This is a genomic window from Mycolicibacterium alvei, from assembly GCF_010727325.1.
GTDB classification, from domain to species: domain Bacteria; phylum Actinomycetota; class Actinomycetes; order Mycobacteriales; family Mycobacteriaceae; genus Mycobacterium; species Mycobacterium alvei.
Window position 1 is genome coordinate 4,802,916 of record NZ_AP022565.1, and the last position, 20,571, is coordinate 4,823,486.

Consider the following 20,571-nt stretch of genomic DNA (forward strand, 5'->3'; position numbering starts at 1 on the left):
CCGCCGGAGCAGGCGCGGATTCCCGGAAACGTCCATTCGTCCTCTAGATAAGGGGCTGACTACATGGCAGTACGTCCGCTTGTCACCACTGCTGCCGCAGTCCTGAGTGCAGGCGCGATTGTTGCTGCGACTCCGGCGCTGTTCGTCCCCCGTGAACAGATCACCGTCGCTGCCCCGACGGGCGCGATCGCCCCAGCCACGTTGACCCAGGAGCAGATCAATCTGCTCGCGCTCTCGTTACAGGGGGCGTGGCAGTCGTTTACCCAGGGGTATGGCGGTCTCTGGTTCCCGGGCCAACGCCCCAAACCTGCCGAAGCATTCGATACGGGCGGGTTCCTCTTCGACGCGAACGGCAGCGAGCTCTACAACGCCGATGGGTCCCGCGCCACGACGGCCGATCTCGAACCGGGCGCTCAGTACTACTACGTGAACGGGAAGCCGGACTACGAGCTCGACGCGGGTGGCCAGATCGTGCTGGAAGACGATCCCGGCAACTGCGCCGCCCCCGGAGCCGTATGCCAAAAGGGCTTCACGGGTTTGGCGTACTACCTCAGCGACAACATCTTGCCTCTCGGCGATGTGGACAACATCTTCTTCGAGGGCGGCTTCACCGAGCTGGCCCATCAGGCCATCCGGACGGTTGCGCTGGTTATCGATGCGGTCGATCCGACCGGCCGGCTGGATCTGACCAAACGCGTCGATGACTTCTTCGAGGGCGGTGCAACGCAACTCGTCGGCAACCTGCTGCTCGACAACCTTCCTCAGGACGGCTATGCCTACGGCCTGACCAACTCCTTCTTCTTCGGATACGGCACCAACACCGGCATCTACGCCGCGTTCACCTACGTGGTGGACGCCATCGTGCAGGGCACGCCGACACCCAACCCGAACCTGATCAACCCGCTCGACTCGGGCCCGTCCACGTTCTCGACGCAGGAACAGAGCAGCGACACCATGCTGCTGGCCCAGAAGTCGACCGACCCGACCTCCACCGGTCTGCCGGGACCCACGTCGCTGCTGAAGTTGTCGACGCAGTCGCCGCTGAACAATCTGGTGAAGTTGTCCTTCAAGACACCTGCGGTAGACGAGAGCAACCTCGTCAAGAATCTTGACGCGATTGAACAGAACGTGGACCAGGGCATCGAGAACCCGGTCGAAGGCGGCACCGGACTCATCCCGGTGAACATCAAGCTGCCGACGGCGCCAGAACCCCCGACGATCGAGACGCCCAAGGTGCCGGAGGTCAAGGCGCCCGACGTAAAGGCGCCCGTGCTGAAGCTGCCTGAGTTCAAGGCGCCGGAGCTGAAGGTTCCCGAGGTTCAAGTTCCCGAGCCGAAGGCGCCCGAGGTCACGGCGCCGGAGTCGAAGCCCGATATCACGCCCAAGATCAGGGTCAAGGACAAAGAACCCGCGACCGAAGACGAACCGGCGACGGGCACCGACACCAGGAACGGCAACAAGGTCACTCCCCCCATCCTCTTCGGCGACGGCAAGCCGAAAGGGGAGTCCAACGGCAGCAAGTTCCTGAAGAAGCTTGGCGAGGCCGTCAAGAATGCCACCGAATCCGGTAAGGACGCGGGCAGCGGCGACAAGTAAGTCCTGCCCCGTGATTCCCAGTGCAGGCATGGCCGCCCGAGTGTGCCGGGCCGGAACCTCCGGTGGATAAGCCACGGATTCCGTAGGCGGTAACCCGCATATTTATGCCCGGTGAGTGCATAGGCAGCGGTATTCGAAGTTAGCTGGATGTCAGTCGATCGGGAATGTTGCCGTCCGTCACCGAAATATTTTTCGGGGTTTGTCCCGCAAAAACAGTGCTGCGGCGGGGTGCCGGAGGCTGATGTCCCGCGTCGAGGTAGGTTGCGGGAGATAGTGACGGGAATTACCCTTCTCAAGGACTTTCAAGGAAGTACGCAGACAACGGGACGGATTCTCAGGAATCCGTCCTGCGCTCGAGATTAAGGGGCCTCACCCGCATGGCAGTCCGTCCACTCGTCACCACTGGGGTGGCACTGCTCAGCGCCGGCGCGATTGTTGCCGGAACCCCTGCACTGTTCGTTCCCCGCGACGAGATCACGGTGGCATCGTCCGCTGCGGAAGCTCCGGCGCACCGGACGTTGACGGCCGAACAGATCAACCTCGTCGCGCTCTCGCTCGAAGGCGTGTTGGAGGCATTCAACGGCGGCTACGGCGGTCACTACTACCAGGGCACGGTTTCCCTGCCCACCGCCGGCTACGTCCTCAACGGGAACCAGCTGGAAGATCCGAAGGACGACACTCCAGAGTCCACGCCTCTCTACGGCCCGGATGGAAAGCGTCTTTACCTCGACACGGAGGGCAAGACCCCCGCGACTGTCGGCGACATGGGCGACAACGTCCAGTTTTATAACGCGTCCGGCAATAAGGTCAACGAAAACTACTGGGACCCCGGCAACTGCTCCGCATCCGGCGCAATGTGCCACGACGGGTTCACCGGCCTCGCGTACTACCTCAGCGACAACATTCTTCCGCTGGACATCGTCGACAACATCTTCTTCGAGGCCGGGTTCAGCGACGGGTTCGCCTATCTCGGTTCAGTGATCGGCACCTCGATCGTCGACGCATTCGACCCGACCCAACGCCTCCAGTTGTCGAAGCGGGTGGATGAATTCTTCGCCGGTGGCGCGGCTTACCTGGCCTACAGCATCATCAACGACAACCTGCCGGACGACGCGGTCGGCGAATGGGCCAAGGGGCTCAACGGCACCTTCTACGTCGACGGCATCCTGGGCGTCGTCGACTACATGGTTGAAACCGTGAAAATGCTGATCGCGCCGGATCCGGAGGAAGCCAATAGCACCAACCTGCTGTCGACGCACGAAGAGACCGAAGCAGAGTCGGAATCCACGTCCGGCGTCAGTTCCACGAGCTTGCCCAATGTCAGCAAACTGCTGAGCCTGCCGACGAATGTCGAGTCGCCGTTCAAGAAGCTTGTGGAGAAGCTCGAAGCGCCCGCGGACTCCAAGCTCGTCACGACGCTCGACCTCAAGACCGACGAGACCAAGGTCGACGCGATCAAGGTCGATGAGACCGCCGACGACAGCGCCGAAGCGGTCGTACCCATCGCCGAGGTCGCTGAGGCCGAGACCCCAGAAGTCAAGGCGCCCAAGCGTCCTGAGCTCAAGCTGCCCGAAATCAAGCTGCCGCAACGCGAGATCGAGTCCGTGGATGCCGACACCAATGAGGCCGCGGCTTCGACGGAGTCCGGTACCGAGACCAAGTCTCGCACCGAGACCAAAGCCGGCACCGGCACCTCGCTGGTCCGCGACAGCCTGGTGGCCAAGCCCGAGCCGAAGACCACCGAGCGCAAGAAATCGGCCGGTGAGAAGTTCGTCGAGAAAGCCACGAAGAACCTTGAGAAGGCGTTCAAGCCCAAGACCAAGGCCGGTGCCGACGAGAAGGCCAAGGCCAAGGCCGACTCCGACTCCGGCGACAAGGACAAGAACGACAAGTAGCACCTGACTCAACGCAACGACCCCCTCCAAAATGGAGGGGGTCGTTGCGTTTCCACGCTCTTGAGCGGCATCTGTGTTAGGCCTGTGAGTCCCCATGATCGGGTGCCGAACAGCAGATGAACAACGTCGCCAGTACCTATCACCTCTGGTCACGGCGGCCTCCAAGCCGTCGAACTGCGTTGCGGCGGGCGGCATGAAGGTCAGTGCACAGGCAGCCAGTTGCTGCCGTTCTTTCGGATAGCAAAACGGGCGGGCCTTCGGGCCCGCCCGCTTTGTCTCAGTCGGTCTGGTTGCGGCGCTTCTTGCGCTTGACGCTGACGCTGCCCCATAGCGAGAAACCGCGGATGTGGACCCGCGGCGCCCCGGACGTGCCGGCTCCGTCGACGTTCTGGTCGAAGTTCCCCATCACGCCCACGCCGTCGACATCTACGTTCACCTCCGGCGGCACCAGGATGGTCTGCCCGCCGAAGATCGAATACGTGCGGACATCGACGTCGGGTGCGGTGAAATCGGCATAGCGCAGATCAACCACGCCGCCACCGAAGAGGGCAAACGTTGTCAGCTTCTTGGGCACGTTCCACCGGCCGCGGCGCTCGAACCCGCTCATGATCGCCAGCAGCAGTGTCGAGGGGGCGGGGCGACATTGGCCTGCCGAACAGTTGACGGCCCCCGGAAGGTCCCGGCTCAACCGGGCCAGATCGTCATACGTCTGAGCCGCGTAGGCCTTTGCCAGCCGGTCCTCGTACTCGGCCATCGGCAGCCGGCCCGCGGCGGCAGCATCAGTGAGCAGATGCGCCACCTGAATGCGGTCGGTGTCGGTCGCACGCATCGACTTGCCCTGAGGCGCTGAAGTGCTCATCGGTGTCGAGCCTACGGCGATCGCTGTCACATGCAAGACCGGTGGCCGAACTGTGTTGCCAAGGTTGCGAGGGTGAACCCCACTCGGCGTCGACGATCTACCCGGCCTTACCCAGATAGTCCTGGAACGAGGTGCCGTCGACCGCATTCTTCGGGGCCAGATTGGCCCCCGACCTGTAACCCGCGACGGTGCGGCCGGGGATGGTGAATCTGATTACCCGGCGCACGCTGTTGTGGGCCGATAGATACATCTGTCCCAATTCCGGGTGGCTGTGGACCGTGGGGCCGCCGATGTCGGACACCCGCCCGGCGGGCTCGGAATCGATCAGTGCGACCAGTCGGGGGGCCACATCCCGGGTGTCGATCGGCTGGAATCGGACGTCGCGCAGGGCCCATAAAACCGGCGAGAATCGCTGCGCCGAAAACGTCTTTTCGATTAGCTCGTGGAACTGCGTCGCGCGCAGGATCGTGTGCCCGATCCCGGAGGTCTCGAGCGCCTGCTCGACCCGCAACTTGGTCTTGTAGTAAGGCAGCGGGATGTCGTCGATGCCGACGATCGAGATATAGATGAGGTGCCCGACGCCCTTGCGTCGGGCGGCCTCGATCAGGTTCCGGGCGGCCTTGACGTCCTTACTACCGGTCGCTTGCGTAGCGCAATGGACGACGACGTCCACGCCGTCGAGCGCGGCATCCAGACCGTCGGGTGAGAGCAGGTCGGCCTGGTGCCAGTGCACGCCGGTGTAGCCGATCCGCTCCCGGCGGCTCAGCGCGCGGACATGATGACCGGCGTCGATCGCCTCCGGCACCACATGGTGGCCGAGAGTGCCGGTCGCCCCGGTGACGAGCACAGTGCGTGGCATGGTGGCCACGCTACCGACGCGTCCCCGGGGCCGTCAGCGATTACGCGGCCGCGTTGTCCGACTTCTCTTTCTTCTCGGCCTTGGCATTCTTCGTCTTCGTCAGGCTCTTGGAGGCGTCCTTGACGTCCTTGGCGGCATTGTCGACCGCGCTACGCACCTTGTCGACCGTCTCCTTGACCGACTTCTTGGCGGGATTGCTCGGGTCGGCTGCGTGGCGGGCCTTCGGCTTGGCCTTGGCGACCTTCAGCGAGTCCTTCTCTACACCGAGTCCTTTGAGGGTGTCCTTGACCGGGGTGGGCTTGGCTCCTGCGTCTTCGGTGTCGGTAGCCGTCGTGTCCGGGGCGTCGAGACTGAGTGTCTGCAGCTGGCTGTCGACCGATGGGATCGAGGTGATGGCCTGCTTGTTGGACTGCTTATTGGCCGTGGAGCCATTGACCTTCAGCATGTTGTCGATGGCCGTCTCGACCTGCGCGTTCACGCCGTCGAGGGCGGTGGTGACCGGGGCCAGACCCTTCTCGATGCCGTCGAAGACCGGGTCTGCACCGTCCTGGACGAGTTGCAGTGCGTCCCTCATCGCCTTGGCGACCGCCACCGACACGGCGTTCTGCACGATCGGCTTGAAGTCCACCCCCGGCAGTGACGGCGTCCAGGCCTCCGGGTCGAGGGCGTTGGCCTGAATGCCGTCGATCAGCGCGTCGAAGATGGTCTCGTTGGCGGCCAACTGCTGCGTCGGGGTGAGCGGGGAGTGCCACAGGTAGGCCTGCTCGCCCGCCTCGCCGAAGGTGCGCTCCAGGTTCAGAGGGTTCACGTCCTGGTAGCCCATGTTCACCATCTTCCGCAGCGCATCCTCGACGCTGTCGGTCAGCGGTGTCGGGATATCAACGCCCGGAACGAGACTGACCAGACGCGGGGCCATCCGGAATGGCTCGAGCAGCGGGAGATTGCCGGAGTCGTAGGTGATGTAGGTGGCGTTGCCGGGGAACTTGGTGGCGTCGGTGATGTCGTCCAGCCAGTCACCGAGGATGGGGACCCAATTGAGGCCTTTGACGAAGTTATCCCAACCCGGAACCATGTGTAGGCCCTGGCCACCGGTCGGATCGACCATCACCTTGACGCCGTCGAGGATCCCGATGGCCAACTGCGGCAGGACGTGGCTGCCGATGTTGTTGCCCTCGTCGGGCAGCAGGTAGGTGAGGAACACCCCGGCGGCCGCCGAGTTGGCCCAGGACAGCGGGTTCAGCGTGGTGGGCACGTCGGAGAGCGGGTTGTAGGCCCAGGTGATGTCGAGGATCGAGGTATTGAGAACCTTGGTGATCTTGCCGTCGTTGGCATCGGCATTCGTATAGCTACCGGCGTCCGGCGTCGTCAGATTGACCCCGAAGAGGTTGGTGAAAGGTGTTGCGAGTGCGAACAATCCACCGCCGGGACGGCTCGGGTTGTTGACGAAGATCAGCCACTGCCCGGTGACGCCGACCCCCCAGTCCGGGTCATTGGACTGGACCGCGCTGATCACGTCGCGGTAGGCGAGCGAGGTGGTCAGCCCGCCAAGACTCTCGGAGAAGATGATGGCGCGTCGCTGGTTCACGATGGATGCGTGGTTCAACAGGAAATCGGAGATCTTTTGAAACACCGGCTGGTTGCCCAGGCCGAGCAAGTCGCCGAGGCCGGTGAAGGTGTAGTCCAGGTCGTTCACCGCGTTGTAGACGTCGCTGGGCAGCGGGCCTTTGATGCCGGCGTCGACCGGGGAAACAGCGTCGAGGATGTTCAGCAGCTGCGTGACGGTCGCGGCCATCTCGCTGCCGCCGAGCAGGCCGGCGGCGGCCTTGATCACGTTGTCGGGCGTGAGGCCCAGAAGTTGCGCGGCCCAGAAGACCGGTCCGACGCCATATATCCCGATCAGATCGGGAACCTGGGGCAGATTCGGAACGGTAGCTGCGGTCAGCTCGATGTCTGCCTGCACACTGCGGTTGTGGGCGGCCAGCGCCTCCGGCGCGGATGACGCGACGCCTGCGGTCAATGCCGCTGCGGTCGCGACGACCGCGGCAGCGGTGGCCGCTGCCTTGGCCTTGTGGAGACGGGGTGGGGTGGGCTGTGACATCAAGCTCTCCGCCTTCGTTTCTGTGATGTGACCGACAAACTGTTTGCACACTGTAACAACACCTATTTGTCGGCTGGCAAATTTGCCCAAATAGCGTCCTTGCGGGTAATTGACGGGTGGCGGCGCTGCGAAATCAGTCGTCGATCCACGGGGATGCCAGCTAGGGCAGGGTAGTTCACCGTCAGCATGCTCAGGGTTTGGCGTATGCGGAATCCGAAGTCTTCTGTCTAGATTCGTTGCCAGAATCTCAGCGCGGGGTGTTGCGCCCTCCGGTTGCCGCCGAATCCGAGGCTTCTTGCCGTCGATGTCACCCATCGCCTTGCGCTCGGTCGCGATGCAACTAGGGCCATTAGTCCCTATTGAGTCTGTATGGCCTCGGCTTAGCGTTTCGATCCAGTAACTACAGGAACGTGTTCTAGTTTGCCGTTCGCGGCAGGAGGTGACGGGTTGAGTAACGATTCGACTGGCACTGCGGTGCGTGAGATCGACGTCGGGACGACGCCGACGCGGTTCGCTCGCGGCTGGCACTGCCTGGGCATGGTGTCGGAGTTTCTTGACGGCAAACCCCATTCGATCCAGGCATTCGGGACGAAGCTGGTCGTCTTCGCCGACAGTCAGGGCGAATTGCACATTCTCGACGCCTACTGCCGCCATCTCGGCGGTGACTTGTCTCAAGGTGAGGTCAAAGACGATGCCGTTGCGTGTCCGTTCCACGACTGGAGGTGGTCCGGGAGTGGCCGCTGCACACAGGTGCCCTATGCCAGGCGCGCTCCTCGACTTGCACGTACACGTGTGTGGATATCACGTGTCCGTGCGGGTCTCCTATTCGTCTGGCATGACCCCGAGGGCAGTACACCGCCGCCGCATCTCGACATCCCCGACATTCCGGAGTTTCGTGACGAGGGCTGGACCGGATGGTCTTGGCGTACTGAGCTCATCGGCTCGAACTGTCGCGAGATCGTCGACAACATCGTCGACATGGCGCATTTCTACTACATCCATTTCGGGTTTCCGACCTACTTCAAGAACGTGTTCGAAGGCCAGGTGGCATCCCAGTACCTCCAGACGATCGGCAGGCCCGACGTCAACCTGGGTGGATCGCACTACGCCGGTGAACAGGTCCTCGATTCCGAAGCGTCCTACTTTGGGCCGTCGTTCATGATCAACCGGCTGCACAACAGCTACAGCGGATACGCCGTCGAAGCGATCCTGGTCAACTGCCATTACCCGGTTGCACCGGATTCCTTTGTGCTGCAATGGGGCATCATGGTGCGTCGGCCGCAAGGGCTGACCGCCGAGGCGACCGACATGCTGCTGCATGCCTTCACCGACGGTGTCAGCCGCGGGTTCCTGCAGGACGTGGAGATCTGGAAGAACAAGACCCGGATCGACAACCCACTTCTGGTCGAGGAAGACGGCCCGGTCTATCAGCTGCGACGGTGGTACGAGCAGTTCTACGTTGACGTCGCCGACGTTACCGCGGACATGACCGATCGCTTCGAGTACGAAGTGGATACCACTGCCGCCAATGAATATTGGCGCAGTGAAGTCGCCGAGAATCTTCGACTGCAGGAACCACCGACTCCGGCCGTCAGCGGCCTCGGCCGCACCCAGCCCAACCCTGAAAGGGCAGTCCAGTGACCACTATTCAGATCGACCGTATTCAGGCAGCGCGCGACCCGCAGGCAGTTCTGGCGGGCATCGACGAGTTGTTGCCAGTGCTGCGTGAGCGCGCCCAGGCGACCGAGGATCGGCGTGCGATCCCCGAGGAAACATTGTCGGCGCTCGACGAGATCGGTTTCTTCAAGCTGCTGCAGCCCGAGCAGTGGGGTGGCCTGCAGTGCGATCCGACCGTCTACTGCGAGGCCGTCCGCCGGTTGGCCAGCGCCTGCGGTTCCACCGGTTGGGTGGCGGGAGTGCTGGCTGTGCACAACTGGCACCTGGCCCTGTTCGATCAGCAGGCCCAGGAAGACGTCTGGGGCGATGACCCGTCCGCGCGGGTCTCGTCGTCCTATGCGCCGATGGGCGCCGGACACGCCGTCGACGGGGGCTACCTGGTGTCCGGTTCGTGGCAGTGGTCGTCCGGAAGTTCGCACGCCACCTGGGCCTTCGTCGGCGGCCCGGTGATCAAGGACGGCCGGCCGGTCGACTTCGGCAGCTTCCTGATCCCGCGCACCGAGTACGAGATCGATGACGTGTGGCACGTGGTCGGCCTGCGTGGTACCGGCAGTAACACCGTCGTGGTCAAGGATGTGTTCGTGCCCAAGCACCGCTTCCTGTCCTACAAGGCGATGAACGACGGCACCGCCGGCGGCTACCAGACCAACACCGCTCCGGTGTACAAGATGCCTTGGGGCACAATCCATCCCACCACCATCTCGGCTCCGATCGTCGGCATGGCCTACGGCGCCTACGAGGCTCACGTCGAGCATCAGGGCAAGCGGGTGCGCGCAGCGTTCGCCGGTGAGAAGGCCAAGGACGATCCGTTCGCCAAGATCCGGATCGCCGAGGCTGCCAGCGACATCGACGCCGCCTGGCGTCAGCTGTCGGGCAATGTCGCCGACGAGTACGCGCTGCTGGTCGCCGGTGAGGAGATCCCCTTCGAGTTGCGGGCCCGGGCGCGGCGCGATCAGGTGCGTGCCACCGGCCGTGCGATCGCCTCGATCGACCGGCTGTTCGAGGCCTCGGGTGCCACCGCGCTGTCCAATGATGCTCCGGTGCAGCGGTTCTGGCGTGACGCGCACGCCGGCCGGGTGCACGCGGCCAACGATCCCGAGCGTGCCTACCTGATCTTCGGCAACAACGAGTTCGGCCTGCCCCCGGCCGACACCATGGTCTGATATCGCCACGGATGCAGACATCCGTGGGGGTCCGGGGCCGCGGCCGGCCCCGGACCCATTAGGCAGCAGCTCAGGCGGGCGCCTTTTGTTGTGCGCCCGAGGGGATCAGGCCGAGCTGCTGCAGCATGCCGAGGGTGTCCCAGGTAACCCAGCTCTCGGCGATCTTGCCGTCTTCGATCCGGTCGACATTGGTCAGGTTGATCCGGCTGTGCTTGCCGGTGGCGGGCCGACCCATGATCTCGCCGGTGTTGTCGCCCTGGGCCTCGATCATCGTGCAGACGTAGTCGCCGTCGGCGAGCTGATTCTTGATGTCAAATCGCATGTTGGAGAACGACGTCCGATACATGTCCATCAGGCTTCTCATATGTTCGGGACCCCGCTGATCGCCGAACGGATCCTGTGTGTCGTGGAAGGCGGCCCCCGGAGCGACGAGATCGTCCAGCTCGCTGAGGTCGCCGGAGGCGAATACCTCCCATATGCGTCGGGAAATCGCCTTATTCTGATCATTGGCCATGATTCCGGCCTTTCAGGAGATCGCCGCACGGCAGATAACGTCCGCACAGAAAACGGTAGAACTGTGGTCGTTGATCCGACAGACGCGTCGCAGTGTGTGCTGCCACAGGCAATTACCAGTCGTCCCGCGTGTACCGGCTGACCTGCGCTATCCGCAATGCCGCCACCGCCTGATGGCGTCGCTTCGACCAGAGACGTTGGCGCCTCTCCCCGGGGCGGCGGGGCAAGGCGCCAACGTTCTGCCTGCTATTTGTCGGTGCTGCCGGAGTCGCTCTTGTCTTTCTCCCCGGACTCGGAAGCCGCGGCTTTCTTGGGGCCCTTGGCCAGAGACTTGGCCCGCTGTTTGATGTCGTCGCGGACGTTCCTGGCGGTCCTGTCGACCTGGCCGGCCGCGCTCTGCAGCGAGGTGCGCAGCCGTTGCCCGGTTCGGCTGGTGGCGGTGGCCGGCTTACCGGGTCCGACCTTGTCGCCGGTCGAAAGATCCTTTGTGCCAGTGGAGCTGGCCTTGACCGCGGCGGTATCGGCCGGGGCGGACTCGTCCTCGGACTTGGTTGTCGTCTCGGTGATGGGCGCAGGCTCGTGGGCAGGTGCCGGTGCGGACTGGACGGACGCGGACTCAGGAGTCGGTAGGGCGATGGCCTTGGCGATGAACTCGGACTTCCTGAGCACCAGATTCAGCACGGTGCCGCCGGTGACGATGCAACCGCAGCCCCCGACCACCCGAAAGTCGAGTAGGCCGCCCGGCGAGTTGAGAACCGAGTCGATGGCGTTGGCGGGTGAGTTGGCAACGGCGGTCAATGCCGTTGGGACATCGCCTGCTTCGATGGCATCGATGGCCGCCTGGGCTGAGGTGGCCATCGAATCGGCGGTCTTCATCACGACGTTCGAGACACCGTTGAACAGTGGCGACATGGTGTTGATGCTGAAGATTTCCCGGACCACCGCAGCGGCGCGGTCGCCGACGGAGGTGGGGATGTTCAGCAGGTTCATCATGGGCATCAGGGCGAACATCACCCTGTTGAAAGCCAGTACGGTCGTCATCGTCTTGACCGCCTGCTGGATATTCCCGGCCTGGAACTGGGTCACGGCCAACTCAAATGCCGGCGCTACCTGATTCTCGGCCCAGTACTGCAGGTTCGGAATCGTGTCCTGCACGCCGGAACTGATCCAGTCGGCGTAGGTCTGCACGTTAGTGATGAGCTGGCGGGTGATCGGCATCGGATTGTTCATCCAGTACGCGCCGAGCTCGCCGAGGTTCTCGCCGGTGTTCGTCGCCACCTGGCTCCAGCGGGTCAGCGGGTCGACGGTCGACGTCAGCTGGACCGCGGCGGTCGAGATCGTGGTGGTGGCCGAGGCTGTGTTTGGTGGGGCTGCCAGTGGGGATACGGCGATCACGCTTGCCCCAACAAGTGCGAACCCGGCCGTGGCGACCGGCCGCATTGTTTTCTGCATGGATGGTTCATTCCTGTCAGTAGTGCGGAATGCGAACCGTAGCGACGCTGGAGCCGGTCAAGGTCGAAACATCCGAAAATCGCACTGCAAAGCTGGTGTGGCAGCGAACTATTCATGTCGGGGCGGATGCAGGAGCCAGCTGTGTGTTGTTGTCATCTGGAAGCCCGATAGCTACTGGAAAAATCTGTGATGTTATTTCAATGCGAAACAATCGAAGGAGGCCGGTCGCAACCTGTTCTGGCTCCGATGACAACGGCCCCACTTCGTTGGCGCTGAAGTGGGGCCGGAGTCGTTGCTGGGGTCAGCTGTCGCTGTCAGCCGAGCTTGTCGCCTTCTTCTTCGCCGGCTTCTTGACCGCCTTGGCGACGTTGTCGCTCAGGTTCTTGATGGACTTCTTGACGCCATCTCGTGCGTCGTTGATGCCGTTGCCGACCTGTTGCGCGGTGCTCTGCAGCGAGGTGCGGATGCGATCAGCGCTCCGAGTCGGCGTGGTGCCGGCTCTGCCTGGAACCGCTTTGTTGCCCGACGAAAGGTCAGTGGCGCCAGCGGAACTGGCTTTGACGGCGGCGGGGGCTTCGGCCTTGGTGGGTTCGGGTGCGACCTCCGGTTCCGGGTCGGCCTCGACCGTGATATCGGTGGCAGCGGGCAGCTCAGCTGTTTTCGGCGCCGTGACCGCCAGCGTGCCCGCGGTCGCCGCGGCCGGGGCGGGCAGTGCGATCGCCTTGGCAAGTTGCCTCGGCAGCTTGATGAGCTGATTGAGGACCAGCCCGCCGCTGATCAGGCAGCCGCAGCCGCCCCACTTCCGAAATTCGAAGATTCGCTTGAGCTGCTTCTCGGCAATATCAGCCGGGGCGTTGGCGATCGCGAATGCCGCCCCCATCAGATCCCCGGAGTTGGTCGCGTCGAGCGCGTCCTGGGCGGCCGCAGTGACCGAGGTGATCAGGTCGGACGGCACTCCAAGAGCCAAGCCGACGAGGGTGCTCGCCGTCGGCACCGACAAGACTCCCTTCACCAGGGTGCTGAAATGATCAGTCATCAATCCGGGGATGCTCACCAGCTTCATCATCGGGAACCCGGCCCACATGATGTAGCCGAGTGCGTTTACCAGGACGGTTCCGGCCTGCTCGGGTTGGCCGGCTTGGATCAGTCCGACGGCCTGGTTGATTGCGGGGGCCATCACCAGCTCCGCCCAGTTCTGCAGGGCGGGAATGGCCTGTTGGAGACCCGAGACGTACCACTCGGCGTAGGTCGACACGTTGGTGACGACTTGGCGCGCCAACGGCATCGGATCTTCCATCCAGTACGCGCCGAGTTCGCCGATGTCCTCGCCGGTATTGGACGCGATCTGGCTCCAGCGGGTGAGCGGGTCGACCGTGGACGTCAGTGCCACCTGTGCGGTCGAGATCGTGTTAGTGGCCGATTGGGCGACCGGCGGTGGCGTCAGGGGCGACACGGCGATGACGCCGGCCCCCACAAGTGCCACGCCCGCGGTGGCGTACGAGCGCAATGCTGCGTGTATCAAAGGTTTCCTTCCGGGAGGATCGTGGAAACCGGGACGCTAGCAACGTGGGAGGTCGTCGCACTATGAATACAACGAAACTGGAAAGGGGTAGCTAACCCTGAGCAAATGCTGAGAAATCACCGTTGGGCACGTGGTTACCTGGTGAAATGTCCCGGCCGAGGCGGGCGGCAGCAATCATGCTTTCAATCGAAGATAGTCCAATGTGCAACAAGCCGGTACGGCACTGCAACCTGTCCAAGCGCCGTTCCGGCTCGGCTCAGCCCACCCAGCTCGGCGGGCGCTTCTGCAGGAAGGCCATCATGCCCTCACGGGCCTCATCGGAGACGAACAGTTGCGCCGACTGCCGGGTCAGTGCCTCGGCATCTGCGTCGAACCGACGCAGGATCGCCGCAGTCGTCAACGCTTTTGACGTCGCCAACCCCTGTGGTGAGCCCTTCGCGATCTCGGCCGTCAGCGCGGTCACGGCGGATTCGACGTCGTCAGCAGCCTGCGTGATCAGCCCGATCTCGGCTGCCTCGGCGGCGCCGAACTTCTCACCGGTGACGAAGTAGCGACCCGCCGCCCGCGGCGACATCTTCGGCAACAACGTCAGTGAAATGATCGACGGCGCAACGCCGATGCGCGCTTCGGTCAGTGCGAACGTGCTCTGTGGGCCGGCGACGACGAGATCGCACGCACCGATCAGCCCCATTCCGCCGGCCCGCACGTGCCCGTCGATCGCACCGATCACCGGGACCGGAAGCTCCAGGATGGCCCGCAACGTCCGGGTCATCTCCCGGGCCCGGTCCACCGCGATCTCCCCGGGGTCCTGCCCGGCGGCCTCGCTCAGATCGGCCCCCGCGCAGAAGGTTCCACCGGTGTGGCCGAGCACCACCACCCGCACGCCGGGTTCCTCGGCCGCGTCGGTCAGGCCCTGGTGCAACTGCTCCACCAGGGCTGTCGACAGCGCGTTGCGGTTGTGCGGGGAATCCAGCGTGAGGCGTGCGACGGCGCCCTGGACCCGGTAGTGGACTAAAGCTGTCATCAGTAGGACCGAGGCAGGCCGAGCGACGTCTGCGCGACGAAGTTCAGGATCATCTCGCGGCTCACCGGCGCGATGCGGGCGAGCTTCGACGCGGTCACTGCGGCGGCAATGCCGTACTCCTTGGTCAGGCCGTTGCCGCCGAGGGACTGCACGGCCTGATCGACCGCCCGCACCGACGCCTCGCCCGCCGCGTACTTGGCCATGTTGGCAGCTTCCGCCGCGCCGAAATCGTCGCCGGCGTCATACAGCGTTGCGGCCTTCTGCATCATCAGCTTGGCGAGCTCCACCTCGATATGGTTCTGCGCCAACGGATGCGAGATACCTTGGTGCGACCCGATCGGCACTTTCCATACCTGGCGGGTCTTCACGTAGTCGACCGCCTTGTTGATCGCGAACCGGCCCACACCCACCGCGCTGGCCGCGCCCATGATGCGTTCGGGATTCAGCCCGGCGAACAGCTGCGCGATCGCGGCGTCCTCCGAACCCACCAATGCATCGGCAGGTAACCGGACGTCGTCGAGGAACACCTGGAACTGGCTCTCCGGGCTGACGATCTCCATCTCGATCTTGGTCCAGTTCAGCCCCGGGGTGTCGGTGGGGACGACGAACAGTGCCGGCTTGAGGTTTCCGGTCTTGTGGTCCTCGGTGCGGCCGACGACGAGGATGGCCTGCGCCTGATCCACCCCCGAGATGAACGTCTTCTGGCCCTTGAGGATCCAGTCGCTGCCGTCGCGGCGTGCGGTGGTGGTGATGCGGTGACTGTTGGAACCCGCATCAGGCTCGGTGATCGCGAAGGCCATCGTGATCGAGCCGTCGGCGATGCCGGGGATCCAGCGCTTCTTCTGCTCCTCGGTCCCGAACTTGGAGATGATCGTGCCGTTGATCGCGGGGGAGACCACCATCATCAGCAGCGCAGACCCGGCGGCCGACATCTCCTCCATCACCGTGGACAGCTCGTACATGCCGGCGCCGCCGCCGCCGTACTCCTCGGGCAGGTTGACCCCGATGAAGCCGAGTTTGCCCGCTTCGTTCCACAATTCGGTGGTGTGCTGTCCGGAGCGGGCCTTCTCCAGGTAGTAGTCCTGTCCGTAGTTGGCGGCCATCGCGGCCACCGCCTGGCGCAGGGCTTTCTGCTCTTCGGTCTCGATGAAGCTCATGACTGTTCTCCTTCAGGGTTGTGCACGCGGGCAAGTACGGCGCCGACCTCGACCTGTTGGCCCGCGGCGACATTGAGTTCGGCCAGCACCCCGTCCTCGGGGGCGGCGATGGTGTGCTCCATCTTCATGGCTTCCAGCCAGATCAACGGCTGTCCGGCACTGACGGTATCGCCGACGGCGGCCCCGACCCGGACGACCGAACCGGGCATCGGCGCCAGCAGCGAACCGTGCGCCACCGCGTCGTCCGGATCGGGGAAGCGGGGCAGCGCGGTGAGCTGCACGGGTCCGAGCGGGGAGTCGACGAACACCTGATCGCCATACCCCGCCACGTCGAACGCGCGATCCACTCCGTTGACGGTGAGCACCACCCGGCCCGGTGTCGCCGACACCAGGGAAACCCCTTCGTCGTCGGGCAATTCAACTCCGGTACGGGTGAATCGGTAGCGCACCGGGACGTCGTCGCCCGCGGCATCGCGGTAGGTCCGGGACTGGTATCCCGAGGCCAGATTGCGCCATCCGCTCGGCGCGGCACCGAAAACCTTTGCGCTGCTGCGGTTGCACGCGGCGTCGGCAAGTGCAGCCGCGATCGCCGAGAGCGTCACCACCCCGGCATCGGCCAGCGCAGCGGCCAGGGTGTCGAGACCGTGCGTGTCGAAGAACGCGGTATCCGTCTCCCCGTCCAGGAACGCCGGATGCCGCAGTACGTTCACCAGAAGATCCCGGTTGGTGCGCAGTCCGTGAATGCGGGTGCGGGCCAGCGCATCGGCCAGTACGGTCGCGGCCTGGCGCCGGGTGGGTGCGTAGGAGATGACCTTGGCGAGCATGGGGTCGTAGAAGATCGACACCACCGAGCCGTCCTCGATACCGGTGTCGACGCGCACCTGCCCGGGCACGTCGAACCGGTGCACCGTGCCGGCCTGCGGCTGCCAGCCCTTGGCCGGATCCTCGGCATACAGGCGGGCCTCGATGGCCGAACCACGAGAGGCTGGCGGCTCGGCGTCGAGTCGGCCGCCGTCGGCGACCAGGATCTGCAGCTCGACCAGATCGAGCCCCGTGGTGGCCTCGGTGACTGGATGCTCCACCTGCAGGCGGGTGTTCATCTCCAGGAAGAAGAAGTCACCCATCTCGTCCGCCATGAACTCGACGGTGCCCGCGCCGGCGTAGCCGATCGCCTCGGCAGCCAGCCGGGCCGCGTCGAACAACTTCTCCCGCATTCCCGGAGTGCGTTCCACCAGAGGCGACGGGGCTTCCTCGATGACCTTCTGATGACGCCGCTGGATCGAGCACTCGCGCTCACCGACCGCCCACACCGTGCCGTGCTGGTCGGCCAGCACCTGCACCTCGACGTGATGGCCGGCCGCCAGGTAGCGCTCGCAGAACACCGTCGGGTCGCCGAACGCCGACTGTGCCTCACGCTGTGCGGCGGCCACTTCGTCGGGTAGATCGGACAATTCACGGACGACGCGCATGCCGCGGCCGCCGCCGCCGGCAGATGCCTTCACCAGCACCGGCAGCTGATCGGCCGTCACGGTGGACGGATCGAGTTTGGCCAGCACCGGAACGCCGGCCGCGGCCATCATCTTCTTGGCCTCGATCTTGGAGCCCATGGCAGCAACGGCATTCACCGGCGGACCGATCCAGGTCAGCCCGGCGTCGATCACCGCGGCGGCGAAATCCGGGTTCTCGGAGAGAAACCCGTAGCCGGGGTGAACGGCGTCGGCGCCCGAAGCCCGGGCGGCGGTGATGATCTGGGCGGAGTCGAGGTAGCCGTTGTTGCCTTCCAGGCGAACCCGGGCGTCGGCCTCTGCGACGTGTGCGGACCCGGCGTCGGGGTCGGTGTACACCGCGACGGTGCCGATGCCGAGGCGCCGGCAGGTCTCGAACACCCGGCGGGCGATCTCCCCGCGGTTCGCGACGAGCACTCTCGTAATCATTGTCACCCAACCTGAGCTTGTGGTCGAAGAATCGTCGAAATCTCGCACACAAGCTCAGATTCGACGCGCAAGGTAGGCATAAGCGCTCACATCCTGAAGACGCCGAAGTTCGACGTCCCCTCGATCGGGCCATTCGCGATGGCGGACAGGCACATTCCCAGCACGGTTCGGGTGTCGCGCGGGTCGATCACCCCGTCGTCGTACAACCGGCCGGAGAGGAACATCGGCAGCGACTCGGCCTCGATCTGAGCCTCGACCGCAGCCCGCAGTGCCGCGTCGGCGGCCTCGTCGACCGCCTGTCCACGGGCCTCGGCGGCAGCGCGACTGACGATCGAGAGCACCCCGGCAAGCTGGGTGCCGCCCATCACCGCGGACTTGGACGACGGCCACGCGAACAGGAAGCGCGGATCGTACGCGCGCCCGCACATACCGTAGTGGCCCGCGCCGTAGGAGGCGCCGAGCAGCAGCGAGATGTGCGGCACGGTGGAGTTGGACACTGCATTGATCATCATCGAGCCGTGCTTGATCATGCCGCCCTCTTCGTACTGCTTACCCACCATGTAGCCGGTGGTGTTGTGCAGGAACAGAAGTGGGGTGTTGGACCGGTTGGCCAGCTGGATGAACTGGGTGGCCTTCTGCGATTCCTCGCTGAACAGCACGCCGCGGTGATTGGCCAGGATCCCGATCGGGTAGCCGTACAGCGTGGCCCATCCCGTTACCAGTGACGACCCGTACAGCGGCTTGAACTCGTCGAAGTCGGAGCCGTCGACGATGCGGGCGATCACATCACGCGGGTCGAACGGGATGCGTAGATCGGCGGGCACGATGCCGATGAGCTCCTCCGGGTCGAACCGCGGCTCGACTACCGGGGCGGGCGCAGGTCCCTGCTTGCGCCAGTTCAGCCGGGCCACGATGCGACGCCCGATCCGGATCGCGTCGAGCTCGTCGTTGGCCAGGTAATCGCCCAGACCCGAAGTGCGGGAGTGCATCTCGGCGCCACCCAGCGACTCGTCGTCGGACTCCTCTCCGGTGGCCATCTTGACCAGTGGCGGCCCGGCCAGGAACACCTTGGAACGGTCTTTGATCATCACCACGTGGTCGGACATGCCGGGGATGTAGGCACCGCCGGCCGTCGAGTTGCCGAACACCAGGGAAATCGTCGGGATGCCTGCCGCCGACAGCCGGGTCAGGTCGCGGAACATCTGCCCGCCGGGAATGAAGATCTCCTTCTGCGTCGGCAGATCGGCGCCACCGGACTCGACCAGGGAGATCACCGGAAGCCGGTTCTCCATCGCGATCTGGTTGGCCCGCAGGATCTTCTTGAGCGTCCACGGGTTACTCGTGCCGCCCTTGACCGTCGGATCGTTCGCGACGATCAGGCACTCGACACCCTCGACGGCACCGATGCCGCAGACGACGCTGGCGCCGACGGTGAAATCACTGCCCCAGGCGGCCAGTGGGCTGAGCTCGAGGAACGGTGCGTCCGGATCCAGCAGCAGCTCGACGCGCTCTCGGGCGGTGAGCTTGCCCCGGCCGTGATGGCGGTCGACGTACTTGGGCCCGCCACCGGCCAGGGCCTTGGCGTGCTCAGTGTCGAGTTCGGTGAGCTTGGTCGCCATCGCCTCGGCGGCCTCGGTGAACCCGGGGGAGCGGGGATCGATGGTGGACTTCAGAGTGGTCACGACTGGAACCCCAATGTCTTTGCGGCCAACGAGGTCAGGATTTCGGTGGTGCCACCACCGATACCCAGGATGCGCATGTCACGGTACTGACGTTCGACCTCGGATTCGGCCATATAGCCCATCCCGCCGAACAACTGCACGGCTTGATTCGCCACCCACTCGCCGGTCTCGACCGCGGTGTTCTTGGCGAAGCACACCTCGGTGATCAGATTCTCTTCACCCGCCAACTGGCGCTCGACGACATGCCGCGTGTACACCCGGGCCACATCGATCCGCCGGGCCATTTCCGCCAGGGTGTTCTGCACCGACTGCCGGGCGATCAGTGGCTTGCCGAACGTCTCGCGGTCGCGGCACCACTGCACGGTCAGATCCAGACAGCGCTGGGCACTGGCGTAGGCCTGTACGGCCAGGCCCACCCGCTCGGACACGAATGCCGCGGCGATCTGGAAGAAGCCGGAGTTCTCCGCGCCGATCAGGTTGGCCACCGGCACCCGCACGTCGCTGTAGGACAGCTCAGCGGTGTCGCTTGAACGCCAACCCATCTTGTCGAGCTTGCGGGTGACCTCGAATCCCGGCGTGGTCTTGTCGACCACGATCAGCGAGACGCCCGCTGCGCCCGGGCCGCCGGTGCGCGAGGCGGTGACGACGTAGTCCGCCCGCACGCCCGAGGTGATGTAGGTTTTGGCGCCGTTCAGGATGTAGTCGTCGCCGTCTCGCACCGCGCGCGTGGTGAGATGCCCGACGTCGGAGCCGCCGCCCGGTTCGGTGATGGCCAGGGATCCGATGAGATCCCCACGCAGCGTGGGCTTCACGTAGGTCTCGATGAGGCGTTCATCACCCGAGGCGATCATGTGCGGTACTGCGATGCCACAGGTGAAGAGCGAGGCGAACACGCCGCCCGGTGAACCCGAGTAGTGCATTTCCTCGCCGATGATCACGGCGTCGGCCCCGTCGCCGCCGCCACCGCCGACCGACTCGGGGAAGTTGGCGCCGAGTAGTCCCGCTTCGCCGGCCTTGTGGTGCAGCTCGCGCGGCAGCTCGCCGGTGCGTTCCCATTCGTCGGCGTGGGGCAGCACCTCACGCTCGGCGAAACTTCGCACCGTCTTGCGCAGTGATTCGCGTTCGGGGGTATTCCAGATG

At 64.6% G+C, this 20,571-nt stretch carries 15 protein-coding genes; 4 read left to right on the forward strand and 11 right to left on the reverse strand.

Annotated elements, in window-relative coordinates; all coding sequences use genetic code 11:
• The first annotated feature begins 63 nt into the window (after positions 1-63).
• Entirely contained in the window at positions 64-1,596 is a 1,533-nt protein-coding gene (locus G6N44_RS22930; RefSeq protein WP_163668016.1) for a hypothetical protein, read from the forward strand.
• 377 nt (positions 1,597-1,973) lie between these two features.
• Positions 1,974-3,491 carry a hypothetical protein gene (locus tag G6N44_RS22935; RefSeq protein WP_163668018.1) on the forward strand — a complete coding sequence of 506 codons (1,518 nt, stop codon included), beginning with the start codon at positions 1,974-1,976 and terminating at the stop codon, positions 3,489-3,491.
• Between the two features lie 277 nt (positions 3,492-3,768).
• Here the strand turns inward: G6N44_RS22935 and G6N44_RS22940 are convergent, their stop codons facing one another.
• From G6N44_RS22940 to G6N44_RS22950, 3 genes are all read right to left on the reverse strand, one after another.
• Entirely contained in the window at positions 3,769-4,350 is a 582-nt protein-coding gene (locus tag G6N44_RS22940) for a DUF1707 SHOCT-like domain-containing protein (RefSeq protein WP_163668020.1), read from the reverse strand.
• Positions 4,351-4,447: 97 nt separating this feature from the next.
• The gene (locus G6N44_RS22945) at positions 4,448-5,209 is read right to left on the reverse strand and encodes an SDR family oxidoreductase (RefSeq protein WP_163668022.1); all 762 of its coding nucleotides are present in this window, start codon (positions 5,207-5,209) and stop codon (positions 4,448-4,450) included.
• A 40-nt stretch (positions 5,210-5,249) separates the two neighbouring features.
• The gene (locus tag G6N44_RS22950) at positions 5,250-7,307 is read right to left on the reverse strand and encodes an alpha/beta hydrolase family protein (RefSeq protein ID WP_179964430.1); all 2,058 of its coding nucleotides are present in this window, start codon (positions 7,305-7,307) and stop codon (positions 5,250-5,252) included.
• 447 nt (positions 7,308-7,754) lie between these two features.
• Between G6N44_RS22950 and G6N44_RS22955 the strand changes: the two genes are divergently transcribed.
• Together G6N44_RS22955 and hsaA are read left to right on the forward strand one after the other, a co-directional pair.
• Positions 7,755-8,948 carry a 3-ketosteroid-9-alpha-monooxygenase, oxygenase component gene (locus G6N44_RS22955; protein WP_163668024.1) on the forward strand — a complete coding sequence of 398 codons (1,194 nt, stop codon included), beginning with the start codon at positions 7,755-7,757 and terminating at the stop codon, positions 8,946-8,948.
• Positions 8,949-8,968: 20 nt separating this feature from the next.
• Positions 8,969-10,147, forward strand: a complete 1,179-nt coding sequence (gene hsaA, locus G6N44_RS22960) for a 3-hydroxy-9,10-secoandrosta-1,3,5(10)-triene-9,17-dione monooxygenase oxygenase subunit (protein WP_163670278.1) — start codon at positions 8,969-8,971, stop codon at positions 10,145-10,147.
• Positions 10,148-10,217: 70 nt separating this feature from the next.
• Here hsaA and G6N44_RS22965 read toward each other — a convergent pair whose 3' ends face one another.
• The 8 genes from G6N44_RS22965 to G6N44_RS23000 form a co-directional block, all read right to left on the reverse strand.
• Positions 10,218-10,661, reverse strand: a complete 444-nt coding sequence (locus G6N44_RS22965) for an ester cyclase (protein WP_163668026.1) — start codon at positions 10,659-10,661, stop codon at positions 10,218-10,220.
• Positions 10,662-10,906: 245 nt separating this feature from the next.
• A complete protein-coding gene (locus G6N44_RS22970) occupies positions 10,907-12,112 on the reverse strand; it encodes a hypothetical protein (protein WP_163668028.1) in 1,206 nt (401 codons plus the stop codon).
• A 301-nt stretch (positions 12,113-12,413) separates the two neighbouring features.
• Positions 12,414-13,595 (reverse strand): hypothetical protein, encoded by a 1,182-nt coding sequence (locus G6N44_RS22975; protein ID WP_163668030.1) that lies wholly within the window; start codon positions 13,593-13,595, stop codon positions 12,414-12,416.
• A 295-nt stretch (positions 13,596-13,890) separates the two neighbouring features.
• The gene (locus G6N44_RS22980) at positions 13,891-14,658 is read right to left on the reverse strand and encodes an enoyl-CoA hydratase family protein (RefSeq protein WP_163668032.1); all 768 of its coding nucleotides are present in this window, start codon (positions 14,656-14,658) and stop codon (positions 13,891-13,893) included.
• Complete coding sequence (locus G6N44_RS22985) at positions 14,658-15,815, reverse strand: acyl-CoA dehydrogenase family protein (protein WP_163668034.1); 1,158 nt, start codon at positions 15,813-15,815, stop codon at positions 14,658-14,660. The genes G6N44_RS22980 and G6N44_RS22985 overlap by 1 nt, the downstream gene beginning before the upstream one ends.
• The gene (locus G6N44_RS22990; protein WP_163668036.1) at positions 15,812-17,749 is read right to left on the reverse strand and encodes an ATP-binding protein; all 1,938 of its coding nucleotides are present in this window, start codon (positions 17,747-17,749) and stop codon (positions 15,812-15,814) included. The genes G6N44_RS22985 and G6N44_RS22990 overlap by 4 nt, the downstream gene beginning before the upstream one ends.
• 86 nt (positions 17,750-17,835) lie before the next feature.
• Positions 17,836-19,431 carry an acyl-CoA carboxylase subunit beta gene (locus tag G6N44_RS22995; RefSeq protein WP_163668037.1) on the reverse strand — a complete coding sequence of 532 codons (1,596 nt, stop codon included), beginning with the start codon at positions 19,429-19,431 and terminating at the stop codon, positions 17,836-17,838.
• Complete coding sequence (locus G6N44_RS23000; protein WP_235683117.1) at positions 19,428-20,570, reverse strand: acyl-CoA dehydrogenase family protein; 1,143 nt, start codon at positions 20,568-20,570, stop codon at positions 19,428-19,430. The genes G6N44_RS22995 and G6N44_RS23000 overlap by 4 nt, the downstream gene beginning before the upstream one ends.
• Between the last annotated feature and the right edge of the window lies 1 nt (position 20,571).

Coding starts and splice junctions, on each gene's coding strand:
- G6N44_RS22935 (WP_163668018.1), top strand. CDS start 1,974: ATGGCAGTCCGTCCACTCGTCACCACTGGGGTGGCACTGCTCAGCGCC.
- G6N44_RS22990 (WP_163668036.1), bottom strand. CDS start 17,749: ATGATTACGAGAGTGCTCGTCGCGAACCGCGGGGAGATCGCCCGCCGG.
- G6N44_RS22980 (WP_163668032.1), bottom strand. CDS start 14,658: ATGACAGCTTTAGTCCACTACCGGGTCCAGGGCGCCGTCGCACGCCTC.
- G6N44_RS22945 (WP_163668022.1), bottom strand. CDS start 5,209: ATGCCACGCACTGTGCTCGTCACCGGGGCGACCGGCACTCTCGGCCAC.
- G6N44_RS22985 (WP_163668034.1), bottom strand. CDS start 15,815: ATGAGCTTCATCGAGACCGAAGAGCAGAAAGCCCTGCGCCAGGCGGTG.
- G6N44_RS22970 (WP_163668028.1), bottom strand. CDS start 12,112: ATGCAGAAAACAATGCGGCCGGTCGCCACGGCCGGGTTCGCACTTGTT.
- G6N44_RS22965 (WP_163668026.1), bottom strand. CDS start 10,661: ATGGCCAATGATCAGAATAAGGCGATTTCCCGACGCATATGGGAGGTA.
- G6N44_RS22950 (WP_179964430.1), bottom strand. CDS start 7,307: ATGTCACAGCCCACCCCACCCCGTCTCCACAAGGCCAAGGCAGCGGCC.
- G6N44_RS22930 (WP_163668016.1), top strand. CDS start 64: ATGGCAGTACGTCCGCTTGTCACCACTGCTGCCGCAGTCCTGAGTGCA.
- G6N44_RS22940 (WP_163668020.1), bottom strand. CDS start 4,350: ATGAGCACTTCAGCGCCTCAGGGCAAGTCGATGCGTGCGACCGACACC.